The organism is Campylobacter hepaticus (assembly GCF_001687475.2).
Taxonomy (GTDB): domain Bacteria; phylum Campylobacterota; class Campylobacteria; order Campylobacterales; family Campylobacteraceae; genus Campylobacter_D; species Campylobacter_D hepaticus.
The window spans coordinates 226,515-239,449 of record NZ_CP031611.1; the positions used below are offsets into that span (position 1 = coordinate 226,515).

Here is a 12,935-nt window from a genome sequence, read left to right on the forward strand (position 1 = left end):
ATGGGTGGTTGGTCAAGTCCTAGTCATTGGTTGGTGATTTTGTTGATTGTTGTATTACTTTTTGGAGCAAAAAAAATTCCAGAACTTGCAAAAGGTTTGGGTAAAGGTATTAAAACTTTTAAAGATGAAATGAATAATGATGAATTAGCAAAAAATACTCAAAAAATTGAGGAAAAACAAGATTTAGATAAGAAATCAACTGATGCTAATTTAGACGAAGTTAAAAAAGTTTAAGGTTTGATTTTTTGAAGAGTATTATTTTTAATGAGATTAAGAAAGTTTTAAACTATGATTTTGTGCTTGAAAATCCTAAAGATAAAAATTTGGCACATTTTGCCACCCCTTTAGCTTTTTCATTAGCTAAAGAATTAAAAAAATCTCCCGTGCTTATTGCTGATGATTTAGCAAGTCAGTTTAAAAATCATTTTTGTTTTGAAAAAGTTGAAACTCTTAATGGATATTTAAATTTTAAAATTTCAAAAACTTTTTTAAATGAACTTGCTACTAAGGCTTTGAAAAATCCTCATAATTTTGCTAAAGGAGAGAAAAAGCAAAAAAGTTTTTTGCTTGAATATGTAAGCGCTAATCCCACAGGACCTTTGCATATAGGACATGCAAGAGGTGCTGTTTTTGGGGATACTTTAGCAAGACTTGCAAGGCACTTGGGTTATAAATTTGATACAGAATATTATGTTAATGATGCAGGTAATCAAATTTATTTATTAGGACTTTCTATTTTTTTAGCTGTAAAAGAAAATATTTTAAAAGAAGATGTTAGATATCCTCAAGAATACTATAAAGGTGAATATATTTTAGATTTGGCTAAGGAAGCTTTTGACAATTTTGGTAAAGAATTTTTTAATGAAGAAAATATTTCTACACTATCTTATTGGGCAAAAGATAAGATGCTTGTTTTAATTAAACAAAATTTAGAACAAGCAAAAATTAAAATTGATACTTATGCTAGCGAAAGGTCTTATTATAAAGATTTAAATACAACCTTAAATACTTTAAAAAAACATAAAGGTATTTATGAGCAAGAAGGAAAAATTTGGCTTGCTTCTTCGCAAAAAGGCGATGAAAAAGATCGCGTGATTATTCGTGAAGATGGACGTGAAACTTATTTGGCAGCAGATATTGTATATCATAAAGATAAAATGAGTCGTTCTTATGATAAGTGTATTAATATTTGGGGTGCGGACCATCATGGTTATATTTCTAGAATGAAAGCAGCAATGGAATTTTTGGGTTTTAATCCTAGTGATCTTGAAATTATTTTAGCGCAAATGGTTTCTTTGCTTAAAGACGGAGAACCTTATAAAATGAGTAAAAGATCTGGAAATTTTATTTTAATGAGTGAAGTTATTGATGAAATAGGAAGTGATGCTTTACGTTATATTTTTTTAAGTAAAAAATGTGATACGCATTTAGAATTTGATATAAGTGATTTAAAAAAAGAAGATAGTTCTAATCCTGTATATTATATCAATTATGCTCATGCTAGAATTCATCAAGTCTTTGTTAGAGCAAATAAAACAATAAGTGACGTTTTAAATGCTAATTTAGAAAGTTTAAATCAAGATGGAGTTAATTTACTTTTTGAAGCTTTAAATTTAACATCTGTTTTAAATGATGCTTTTGAAGGAAGAACTTTGCAGAAAATTCCTGATTATCTTAAGAATTTAGCTGCTAATTTTCATAAATTTTATAATGAAAATAAAGTCATAGGTTCTTTTAATGAAGATGATTTACTTAAACTTTTTGCTTTAATTGCTCTTAGTATTAAAACCGCGCTCTCATTAATGGGGATTGAGGCAAAAAATAAGATGGAAAAATAGCAGTAATTTTAATAATTAAGTAAAAATACTGCTATAATGACTATAATGATGCCTAAAATGCCTATTTTATTTAATTTTTCTTGGTAAAAAATCCATCCACCTAAACAAGTTCCTATAATTCCTATCGCACCCCAGGTTGAATAAGCAATGCTTAAAGGTATGTGTTTTAAAGAAAGAGAGAGTAAGAAAAATGCTAATACTGCATTAATAATAGCAGCTATACCCCAAATTTTATATTTAAAACCATGAGATTTTTTAAGTAGTAAATTAGCTATAATATCTAAAAATGCTGATGCTATTATGAAAAGTATGTACATTATTTTTTAATCTCTCCGCTATTTATCATTATAATTCCAATAATAGAAAGAAATATTCCTATGGTTTGGATTAAATTAATATGTTCTTGAAAAATAATAAAAGAAGTAAGAAGTATGAATATAATACCTAAAAGTTCCCATACAGCATAAGCTAGCCCTATTTGAATTGTTTTAATGGCTTTACTCATAAAAAAATAAGATAAAATGATAAATAAAGTCATAAAAAAATAGCCTAAAATTTGATTTTCTATTTTTAAAAAGCTAGTTCCTAAAACTTCAAATATTATAGCAAGAATTAAAAAAAACCAAGCAATAAAGAGTCCTTTTTTTGCCATATGCACAAAAATATCCTTTAATTAGATTATAAAATCATATCATTTAAAGCTTTAATTAGTCTTTTTAGTTTATACTTCGATAACTTGAAAATTTTTTAGGGAAAGTGAGAGATTATGGGACGAGCATTTGAGTATCGAAGGGCCTCTAAAGAAGCTAGATGGGATAAAATGAGTAAGCTTTTTCCTAAGCTTGCTAAAGCTATACAAGTAGCTTCTAAAGAAGGCGGGAGTGATCCTGATATGAATCCTAAATTAAGAAGTGCTATAGCTACTGCAAAAGCTAATAATATGCCAAAAGATAATATAGAAGCAGCTATAAAACGTGCTAGTGGTAAGGATGGTATAGATATTAAAAACATTTATTATGAAGGTAAAGCTCCACATGGAGTTTTACTTATGGTTGAGTGTATGACAGATAATCCTACTAGGACTGTAGCTAATGTAAAAGCTATTTTTAGCAAAAATGGTGGAGAAGTTTTGCAAAATGGATCTTTAACTTTTATGTTTTCTAAAAAGGCTGTTTTTCATCTTGAAAAATTTACGCAAGATTTAGAAGAATTAGAATTAGATTTGATTGATGCTGGACTTGAAGAATTGGAGCAAAATGAAGAAGAATTGGTAATTATTGGCGATTATACTGCTTTTGGAGAACTTAGTTGTGCTATAGAATCTAAAGGTTTATTGCTTAAAAAAGCAGGACTTGAATATTTGCCAAATAATCCTCTTAGATTAAATGAAGATCAGTTAAATGATATAGAAAAGCTTTTGGATAAATTAGAAGAAGATGATGATGTTCAAGCTGTTTATACTAATATAGATTAAGGAGTAAATATGATAAAAACAATTGATACAAGTAAGGTAAATGAATACAAATTTGCTTTTATAAAAACTCAAAAAGGTATAATGAAATTAGAACTTTTTGGAGATGAAGCGCCTCAAACGGTTTGCAATTTTGTTCATTTGGCTAATGAAGGGTTTTATAAAAATTTAATTTTTCACCGTGTTATTCCAAATTTTGTTATACAAGGAGGTTGTCCTTATGGTAATGGTATGGGAGGACCTGGATATGAAATTATTTGCGAATGTGATGATCAAAAACATAAGCATCAAAGAGGAACTTTGTCAATGGCACATGCAGGACGTGATACAGGAGGTTCTCAATTTTTTATTTGTCATAGTCCACAAGCCCATTTAGATGGAGTGCATACTGTTTTTGGGCAAATTGATTTAAAAGATGATGAGAGTTTAGAAGTTTTAGATTCTATACTTGAGGGAGATAAAATTTTAGATATAGAAATTTCTAATACTTAGTGATTTAATTTTTAATGATGGTGTTTATAAATAATTAATATATAATTTTTTTTTAAACTTTTTTTTATATAATCATAACTTCATTTTGATAAATATGAAGTAAAGTTAGAAGGAGTTATGATTATGAAAACAAGGTTTTCATGTGTTTTAAGTATGTGTTTGCTTTCATCATCGCTTTTTGCTAAAAATACTAATGATGAAATCACTAGGCTTCAAAAGCAACTTGCACAAATTCAAGCTGAAATTCAAGAAATTAGAAAAGAAAGAGAAGCTCAAGCTAAACAAAATGAGGCTGTAAAAGCTGAACTTGCTGATCTTAGTAGCAGAACTGATGAAACTGAATTTCAAGCTGCTTTAAGCAAGGTTAAATTTGGACTTGAATTTTCAACTGCTGTTTCAAATACCAATTATAAAGTTAGTGGACAAGATTATAGTGTTAATAATAAATGGCTAAATGAATTGCATTTAAATATGAATGCTGCTATTAATGATAAGACTAAATTTTATGGTCGTTTATCTATGGCTAAAAATTGGTCTCAAATGGGATGGTCAGGGACTTCTTATGATTTAGATGCAGGAAGAAATACCCAAACTAGTGGTCCTGTACTTTATGTAGATAGAGCCTATCTTGATTATCATATTACACCTGAGTGGATTACAACTGTGGGTAGACAACCAGGTACAGATGGTCCAGGAAGCAATCTTAGAAATAATGCTTTAAGACAATCAACTTATCCTGTTTTAGCTATCAATGCTTTAGGAGATGCTGCAGTACTTACTTATAAACCTGAGAGTTTGCAAGATTATAAAGTAGCTATTCGTACAGCTTATGGTAAAACTTATCAATGGGATAAAGAAGGCAAGGTAAGAGATTGGATGGGTGATCAAAAAGATGCGGATTCAAATCTTTATTATGCTGCTATAGAAGGAGAGCTTCCTATAGAAGGTATGGGGGATAATCTTATTATTTTAAATATAGCTCATATGACAGATTTTTCTTTGCCAATTCCTGGTTCTAAAGCTCTAGGTGATGATGATGAGGTAATAAATTTAGGTAATCTTACTTTAGCTAATATACATTTTGAAAATTATGATGCTTTTGGAACTAATTTTAATTGGTTTACTTCTTTGGGTTATTCTAGAGGTTCTAATAATGAAATCAATCCTATATTAAGCGGTATTCTTGCTAGTAGGGGATATGGTAATGGTAAATTCAATGAAAAAGACAGTTATGCTGTACATATAGGTGGACGTTATGATTTTACCAAGGCTTTAAAAATAGGATATGAGTTTTTTTGGGGTAGTAAGTATTGGTATACTATGAGTCGTCCAAGTATTAATGATCCTCTTAATTTAAGAATGACAAGGGGTACAGCCCATGATTTTTATGCCATTTATCAATTAGATAGATATCAGTTTTTACGTTTAAGTTATACTAATATCCAAAATATTTGGAGCAATCGTGGTTTACCATTTGGCGGATCAAAAAAAGACAAAGTAAGAGCTGATAATATTATGTTAATGTATAATGTAAAATTCTAGGAGCAAAAAATGAGAAAAATACTTTATATAAGTTTGTTACCTATTATTGCTTTAGCTGATTGTGCAAATTTGATGGCAAAATATGAAGCCCCTGATCCAGAGTCTAAAACTATGAAGCAAGTTGAACGCTGGATTGGTCAAAAAGTTAGCGATCCAACTGATGCAGCTGCTTTAAAAGAATGTATGATAGCTCGTGCAGCAGATAATCCAAACCAAGTTTCAGTTGCAGGTAAATAAAAAGCGGTTTTTACCGCTTTTAAACTCTTATATTTTTTTAAAAATATATCTTTTGTAAGATGATTTTAGGTTTTGTTTTAAAAATCTTGATTAATTATTATCTTTTTTGGTGATAAAATGCAAAAACCTGATATACAAGAATTAAGTGATTTTTTGATTAAATATACTAAAACTTTATTGAGTGCTGGAACTTATACAGCTAGGGTTGCAAAATGTGTAGGACGTATAGCTGAGATTTATGATTATGAAATTAATATTAATTTCTTTTTTCATCATATTACTTTAAATATTGTAGATAAGCAAAATAGTTCTATTCAAAGAACTTATATAGTCTCTAATAACCATGCTTATGTGAATTTTAGACTTATTTTTGATTTAAGTGCTTTAAGTTGGGCAATTTACGATCATAAATATGAATTTGATAAAGCTAAAATAGTTTTTGAGCAAATTTGTGAACAAAAAAGGCATTCTTATTTACTTAATCTTTTATTTGTTTCTATGGCTAATTCTGCTTTTTGTAGGCTTTTTGGAGGAGATTTTGGTGCAGGAGTTTTAGTTTTTTTTGCAACTTTTATAGGTTTAATTTTAAGATTTGTATTAACAAAATTTAATATAGATTTAAGAATGCAATATATTCTTTGCTCTTTTATTTCTTCTTGGTTTGTATTTTTTGGACTTGATATGGAGTATACAAATACTTCTGATATAGCTTTAGGTTCTAGTATTTTATATCTTATACCTGGGGTATTTTTTATCAATTCTGTGATTGATATATTAAAAGATAATATTTTAATGGGATTAAGCCGTATTATTAACGTAGCTATTCTTGTTTGTTGTATAGCACTTGGAATTTATATTACTCTTAGCATTTCTAATTTTGGGATTTTACAATGATAGAATTTGTTTTAAAGGATATGTTTTTTGCTGCGGTGGCGGGATTTGGTTTTTCTTATGCGTGCAATCCTCCTTTTAAAACTCTTATTTTATCTGCATTTTTAGCAGCTATTGCTCATGGATTGCGTTTTGTTTTAATAGAATATTTTTATTTTCAAACTTTGGCTATTGCTACTTTTATTGCTTCTTTTTGCATCGGTTGTTTAGGTATTGGTTTAGCAAAAATCATTAAAATTCCAGCTGAAATTATTGTTTTTCCTGCACTTATTCCTATGATACCAGGAATTTATGCTTATAAAGCTATTTTGTATTTGATTTCTTTTATACGTAGTGAAGACTTAAAAGCTAGATCTGAATTTTTAGTGCAATTTTTTGATTATTTTTTTACTACACTTTCTATAACTTTAGCTTTAGCTATAGGAGTGAGCGTTACTTTATTAATCTTTTTTGAACAAAATTTTATGATGAGCAGGAATGCTAAAAAACATTAAAATAAAAGTAAGTTAATTATGCATGAAATAAAATCAATTAACATGCTTTTTTTAATAAATAAAGTGAAGTTTTGTTTTTAAAATTTGTATTTTAAATTATAAATAAACTTTATTTTTTTGTTCATATTTTAAGTTTGAGCTTGAAAATTGAAAAGAATTTTAAAAATTATCTCAGGAATTATCTTATAAACTTTTGTATGAATTTAATATAATTTATTTATAAGAAGTTATAAGGAGAGAAGATGCAATTTAAAGTAAAAAATATTAATTGTATAAATTGCGTTAATTTAATAAAAAATTCGCTTGAGTATAAATTTGGATTAATACAAATAGATTTAGATAGCAAAATTTTAAGTATTGATTTAAAAGAAGAGCAAATTCTTGATTTTACAAAAGAAATTAAAGAATTGGGATTTGAAATTATAGAGCGTTTATAATGGAAGAATTACATCTTAAAATAGGAAAAATGACTTGCGTAAATTGTTCTAATGCTATAGAAAGAGCGTGTAAAAAGCTTGATGGTGTTGAGGAAGCTAGTGTGTCTTATATCAATTCTAGCGGTGTTTTTTTACTTAAAGATCTACAAAAACGTCAAGATATTATAAAGAAGATTCAAAATTTAGGTTTTGAAATTTTAGAAGATGAACAAAGTTTAATTGAATATAAAATCAAAAAACATTTAAAATTAAGAAACAATTTAATTATAAGTATTGTTTTAAGTGCGATTGTTATGTATTGTGAAATGTTTATGACAAATTCTTTGTCTAAGCATCTTCAAATGCTTTTGAGTTTTTTTGGAATATTTTATTGTGGTAGAGATTTTTTTTATCATGCTTTTTTAGGACTTAAAAATCAGAATTTGGATATGAATACTTTAGTATCTTTAGGTGTTTTAAGTGCTTTGATTTATTCTTTTTTAGTGTATTTGAGTATTTTTAATGTGAAAGATTTATATTTTAGTGGGGCTATGATGATTATTTCTTTTGTGCTTTTGGGTAAATATTTTGAAAGCAAGGTAAAATTTAAAGCCCAATCTTATCAAAAAATGCTTGAAAAAATAGATACTAAAAAAGCAAAAATTTTACTTGAAAATGGGGAAATTAAAGAAATTACAAGTTCTTTTGTTAAAAGTGATGATGTGCTTTTAGTACAAGAAGGCGAAAGTATTGTTGTTGATGGAATCATACAAGAAGGTAGTGCAGAACTTGATATGAGTTTTTTAAATGGGGAATTTTTTCCTGTATTTAAAAAACAAGGTGATGAAGTACAAGCAGGTTCTATAGTTTTAAATGGTGTTTTGGAGATTAAAGCAAGCAAAAAAGCTGTAGATAGTACTTTAGAGCAAATTAAAGATTTGGTTTTCCAAGCTGGTAATATAAAAAGTCCTTTAGTTCATTTAGTAGATCGTGTTTCAAGATATTTTGTTGGTATTATCATTCTTTTTGCTTTTTTTGTCTTTGTTTTTTGGTTGATACGAGTAGATATGAATACGGCTTTTTTACATGCTTGTGCAGTACTTTTAATTTCTTGTCCTTGTGCTTTGGGGCTTGCTACTCCTATTGCTTTAGTAGTAGCAAGTTCTAAAGCTGCAAAAAATTTTATTCTTATTAAAAATCCTGCTGCTTTAGAAAAATTAGCTTTAACTAAATATGTTTTTTTGGATAAAACAGGTACGCTAACTCAAGATACTTTAAATGTCTTTGCGCATAATCTTTTAAAACATGATTTTGATAAATTATGTCAAATTGAAAGTTTAAGTTCTCATCCTATAGCTAAAGCATTATCTAAAAATAAGACTTTTTGTTTACAAGGCGAAGGCAAAGTTATCATAGGATCAGGTATTAGTTATAAAGAAGATAATGATATATATTTAGCAGGAAATGCACAATTTTTACATGAGAATCATATTAAAACTCAAGAAGCAGATATATTTTTTGATTCTTTTAAAGATCGCGCAGATATTAGGGTTTATTTTGCTAAAAATAAACAATGTTTAGGAGGTGTTTTATTAAGCAATGCTTTAAAAAATGGAGCTAAAGAACTGATTTTAGATTTAAAAAAACAAGGTTTAAAAACAATTATTTTAAGCGGAGATAATAAAAAAAATGTAGAAAAAATAGCCAAAAAACTACAAGTTGATGAATTTTATGCTCAACTTAAAAGCGAGGAAAAACTTCAAAAAATTAAAGAAGTTGCAAAAACTTTTTTTATAGGCGATGGAATTAATGATGCACCAGCTTTAAATGCAGCCAATGTAAGTATGAGTTTTTCAAAAGCTAATGAACTTGCTAAAAAAACAGGAGATTTTATATTAATACAAGAAGATTTAAAAGCCATTGTTTTTTGTTTTAAGCTTGCTAAAAAAACAAGAAAAATTATTAAGTTGAATCTTTTTTGGGCTTTTTCATATAATGTATTTTGCATTCCTGTTGCAGCAGGTTTTGTGCCTTTTATCTCTTTAAGTCCTCATATAGCCGCTCTTGCTATGGGAATTAGTTCTATTAGTGTGGTTCTTAATTCTTTAAGATTAAAATATATTTAAAATTTTGTTAATAATATATTATATATAATTAATATTACTAAAATATATTATTAAGGAGTATAAATGCAATCAAAATGTTTTTGTATAAGCAAGATGATTAGACTCTCAAAAGTGATTATTTTACTCACGGTTGCATCATTGGCATTTATCGTTGTTTTTGGAAATATAACAGATTATAATTCTAATTTTTTATTTGTTTCTCATGTTATGAGTATGGATACAAAACCTGATTATTTGGGTAATGCTATTGTTTATAGGGCTATTACTTCTTCTTTTGTACATCATATAAGTTATATTATGATTATTTTGTTTGAAGCTTTTATTGCTTTTACGGCTTTAAAAGGTGCTATTGATATGTTTAAGGCTAGAAATTTGGATGCTCAAACTTTTCATAATGCTAAAACTTTTGGTATTATTTCTTTAACTTCTTGTTGTATTTTATGGTTTTTTGCTTTTCAAGTACTTGCTGCAGAATGGTTTGGTATGTGGATGAGTAAAGTATGGAATGGTTTATTTGATGCTACAAGATTGGTAACTTATATGTTTTTAGCTTTAATTTTTATTTCTCTTAAAAATGATGATTAATTTTCTATACTAGGTTCTCCAAAACAGTCTTTTAGGGCTTCTTTAAGATCTTCTTGAGGGTCAAATTTTTTGGCCCCTTCTTTAAGCATATTAATAGAAGATTGTATATTTATATTTTTATTATTAGGAAGTTCTTGTGTAAGTGGTTGGAGTTTACTTTCATCAATTAAAAGAGCTTTTTGTACTTTAATATTTGCATTTTCTCCAAATTTGATTTTGAAAAGTTCTTGTATAAGCTTAAAACCTTTATTGAGTATATGGCGATCTTGCCCTTGAGCATTTGAACTTATGTTTAAAATATTATTTTCAAAACTAATAAATTGTGTATTTTGTTTAAAACACTCTCCTAATTCAAAATCTCTATCATAAATACTCTCAAGTAAAATTTCATAAACATTTTTTTCTTTTTCTTTTTTTTCTAACTGAGGTATAATAGGATTTGTATGAATTGTTTTTGATGTATTCTCAAAACTATTTTTTTCTTGTATTTCTTGAATTTGTAAATCAATTTCTTTTAAATGGCTTGCTTCTATCATCATAAAAGCCATAATGCATAGTGTAAAACCATCATCATCGCTAAGCATATTTTTTGCTCTTGATAAAATACGAAAAAACCTTTCATAAATTAAAGTAGAAAATTCTGTACTTTTGGCAAAAAAACTTTCTTTTAAATAAAAAATCATTTCATCAATAACACTTGAAGCTTCATAGTCTTGTAATTCTTCTAAATAATCAAAAACCTTGTTTTTATTTTGTGTTAAAATGGCTTGGTAAAAAGCTTTAATTTTTTCAGGGTTTAAAAATCCTAGCATATCTGTAATTTTGTCTATATTAATTTTATTTTGACAAAAAATAATAGCTTGATCAAGCAAGGTTAAGGTATCCCTTAAAGATCCATTTCCACTTCTTGCGATAAATTTTAAAGCTTCTTCTTCAAATTCAACATTTTCTTTAATTAAAATTTCTTTTAAATGGTTTAAAATTTCATTTTGTGGAATTTGCTTAAAGCGAAAATGTTGTGTTCTTGAAAGTACTGTAGTAGGTAACTTTAAAGGATCAGTGGTTGCAAGGATAAATTTAACATAATTGGGCGGTTCTTCTAGGGTTTTTAAAAGTGCATTAGCAGCTTGAGAAGTTAACATATGTACTTCATCAATAATAAAAATTTTAAATCTTGCCATAGAAGGAGAATATTTAGTTTGTTCAATTAAGATTTGTATGTCTTCAAGTCCTCTATTACTAGCAGCATCCATTTCTATGATATCTATATGCTTAGCTTCAAGCGCAGCAAGGCATTGTTTACATGTTCCACATGGGGTATCACTTGGACCTTTATCGCAAACTAAGGCACGAGAAAAAATTCTAGCACTAGAAGTTTTTCCGCTACCTCTAAGGCCTGAAAAAAGATAAGCATGAGCTAAACGATTATGATTAAGAGCGTATTTTAAGCTTATGCTAACGGTTTTTTGACCTATGAGTTCATCAAAGGTTTTAGGTCTGTATTTAATAGCTAGAGCTTGGAGCATATTTTACTCATTCATAATGGATAAAAGTTCTACATTGTCTTTAGTTTTAAGCATTTTAGAATATAAGAATTTCAATGCTTCTACATCATCCATTTGAGAAATTGCCGATCGAATAGCCCAAATTTTTTGCAGGGTTGTTGTGCCTTGGAGTAATTCTTCTTTTCTTGTTCCTGATTTAATAATATTAATTGCAGGGTAGATTCTTCTGTCTGAAATATTTCTATCAAGGACTATTTCGCTATTTCCTGTACCTTTAAATTCTTCAAAAATAACATCATCCATTCTTGATCCTGTATCAATTAAGGCTGTTGCTACTATGGTTAAAGATCCGCCATTTTCTATATTTCTTGCTGCACCAAAAAAGCGTTTTGGTTTATGTAAGGCATTAGCATCAACCCCACCGCTTAATACTTTTCCACTACTTGGAGTAGCTGTATTATAAGCTCTTGCTAATCTTGTAATGCTATCAAGTAAAATAATAACATCTTTACCCATTTCCACCATTCTTTTAGCTTTTTCTATAACAAGTTCAGCTACACGCACATGATTATAAGCTGGCAGATCAAAAGTTGAGCTAAAGACTTCACCTTTAACGCATCTTTGCATATCAGTAACTTCTTCAGGTCTTTCATCGACTAAAAGAACAATTAAATGCATTTCAGGATGATTTTTAGCAATAGCACTTGCAAGTTCTTTCATTAGTTCTGTTTTACCGGTTCTAGGAGGTGCCACAATAAGACCACGTTGTCCTTTTCCTATAGGAGTGAAAAGATCTAAAACTCTCCCTGTGAGTTTATTTGCATCATATTCAAGTTTGATTTTTTCTGTTGGAAAAATAGGGGTTAGATTATCAAATAAAGGTCTTTCTTTGGCTTCTTGTAAGGGTAGATAATTAATAGCTTCAATTTTTAAAAGAGCATAGTATTTTTCTTGATCCTTGGGTTCTCTTACTTGTCCTGTTACTATATCACCTACACGCAGAGCAAATTTACGGATTTGTGAATTAGAAACATAAGCATCATTAACGCTATCACTAAGATTAGAATCCATGCCTCTTAAAAAACCATAGCCTTCTTGAGAAATTTCTAAAATTCCTGTAAAAAGTATGAATCCGCCTTTTTTAGTTTGTGCTTTTAAAATTTCAAAAATTAATTCTTGGCGGCGAAATTCGCGTGGATTTTCAATTTCACATTCATTGGCAATTTTAACTAGATTTTCTAAGTCTAGTAATTTTAATTCTTCAATTTTATAACCTTCCACTGGAGTGTGGGTTCTTTGATGTTGTTTTTTTTCTTTTTCCATAAGTCCTCGTAAGAT

At 28.4% G+C, this 12,935-nt stretch carries 15 protein-coding genes; 11 read left to right on the top strand and 4 right to left on the bottom strand.

The features are described from left to right. Together A2J15_RS01105 and argS are read left to right on the top strand one after the other, a co-directional pair. Positions 1–234 carry a Sec-independent protein translocase subunit TatA/TatB gene (locus A2J15_RS01105; protein ID WP_066776367.1) on the top strand — a complete coding sequence of 78 codons (234 nt, stop codon included), beginning with the start codon at positions 1–3 and terminating at the stop codon, positions 232–234. Between the two features lie 11 nt (positions 235–245). After that, the gene (argS, locus tag A2J15_RS01110) at positions 246–1,838 is read left to right on the top strand and encodes an arginine--tRNA ligase (RefSeq protein WP_066776370.1); all 1,593 of its coding nucleotides are present in this window, start codon (positions 246–248) and stop codon (positions 1,836–1,838) included. An 8-nt stretch (positions 1,839–1,846) separates the two neighbouring features. Here the strand turns inward: argS and A2J15_RS01115 are convergent, their stop codons facing one another. Beyond that, a complete protein-coding gene (locus A2J15_RS01115) occupies positions 1,847–2,155 on the bottom strand; it encodes an SMR family transporter (protein WP_066776373.1) in 309 nt (102 codons plus the stop codon). Beyond that, positions 2,155–2,496: a DMT family transporter gene (locus A2J15_RS01120; RefSeq protein ID WP_066776375.1), complete on the bottom strand. Its 342-nt coding sequence runs from the start codon at positions 2,494–2,496 to the stop codon at positions 2,155–2,157. The genes A2J15_RS01115 and A2J15_RS01120 overlap by 1 nt, the downstream gene beginning before the upstream one ends. Before the next feature lie 108 nt (positions 2,497–2,604). On the opposite strand from A2J15_RS01120, the gene A2J15_RS01125 reads away from it, so the two are divergent. The 9 genes from A2J15_RS01125 (at position 2,605) to A2J15_RS01165 (ending at position 10,092) form a co-directional block, all read left to right on the top strand. Continuing rightward, complete coding sequence (locus A2J15_RS01125; RefSeq protein ID WP_066776377.1) at positions 2,605–3,312, top strand: YebC/PmpR family DNA-binding transcriptional regulator; 708 nt, start codon at positions 2,605–2,607, stop codon at positions 3,310–3,312. Positions 3,313–3,321: 9 nt separating this feature from the next. Continuing rightward, positions 3,322–3,801 (top strand): peptidylprolyl isomerase, encoded by a 480-nt coding sequence (locus A2J15_RS01130; RefSeq protein WP_066776379.1) that lies wholly within the window; start codon positions 3,322–3,324, stop codon positions 3,799–3,801. A gap of 123 nt (positions 3,802–3,924) precedes the next feature. Then, positions 3,925–5,343 carry an outer membrane tyrosine kinase gene (omp50, locus tag A2J15_RS01135; RefSeq protein WP_066776381.1) on the top strand — a complete coding sequence of 473 codons (1,419 nt, stop codon included), beginning with the start codon at positions 3,925–3,927 and terminating at the stop codon, positions 5,341–5,343. Positions 5,344–5,352: 9 nt separating this feature from the next. Further along, on the top strand, positions 5,353–5,580 hold the full coding sequence (locus A2J15_RS01140) for a hypothetical protein (protein ID WP_066776383.1): 228 nt from the start codon (positions 5,353–5,355) through the stop codon (positions 5,578–5,580). Positions 5,581–5,697: 117 nt separating this feature from the next. Beyond that, positions 5,698–6,474 (top strand): threonine/serine exporter family protein, encoded by a 777-nt coding sequence (locus A2J15_RS01145; RefSeq protein ID WP_066776385.1) that lies wholly within the window; start codon positions 5,698–5,700, stop codon positions 6,472–6,474. Next, positions 6,471–6,965: a threonine/serine exporter family protein gene (locus A2J15_RS01150; RefSeq protein WP_066776388.1), complete on the top strand. Its 495-nt coding sequence runs from the start codon at positions 6,471–6,473 to the stop codon at positions 6,963–6,965. Before A2J15_RS01145 ends, A2J15_RS01150 begins: the two co-directional genes overlap by 4 nt. Before the next feature lie 242 nt (positions 6,966–7,207). Continuing rightward, positions 7,208–7,402, top strand: coding sequence for a heavy-metal-associated domain-containing protein (locus A2J15_RS01155; protein ID WP_066776390.1), 195 nt, complete (start codon positions 7,208–7,210; stop codon positions 7,400–7,402). Further along, on the top strand, positions 7,402–9,507 hold the full coding sequence (locus A2J15_RS01160) for a heavy metal translocating P-type ATPase (protein ID WP_066776392.1): 2,106 nt from the start codon (positions 7,402–7,404) through the stop codon (positions 9,505–9,507). The genes A2J15_RS01155 and A2J15_RS01160 overlap by 1 nt, the downstream gene beginning before the upstream one ends. 63 nt (positions 9,508–9,570) lie before the next feature. Next, positions 9,571–10,092 carry a DUF2165 family protein gene (locus A2J15_RS01165; protein ID WP_066776395.1) on the top strand — a complete coding sequence of 174 codons (522 nt, stop codon included), beginning with the start codon at positions 9,571–9,573 and terminating at the stop codon, positions 10,090–10,092. Here A2J15_RS01165 and A2J15_RS01170 read toward each other — a convergent pair. Further along, on the bottom strand, positions 10,089–11,618 hold the full coding sequence (locus tag A2J15_RS01170; RefSeq protein ID WP_066776398.1) for a DNA polymerase III subunit gamma/tau: 1,530 nt from the start codon (positions 11,616–11,618) through the stop codon (positions 10,089–10,091). The two genes, A2J15_RS01165 and A2J15_RS01170, sit on opposite strands and share 4 nt — an antisense overlap. 3 nt (positions 11,619–11,621) lie before the next feature. Continuing rightward, positions 11,622–12,920, bottom strand: a complete 1,299-nt coding sequence (rho, locus tag A2J15_RS01175; RefSeq protein ID WP_066776401.1) for a transcription termination factor Rho — start codon at positions 12,918–12,920, stop codon at positions 11,622–11,624. Between the last annotated feature and the right edge of the window lie 15 nt (positions 12,921–12,935).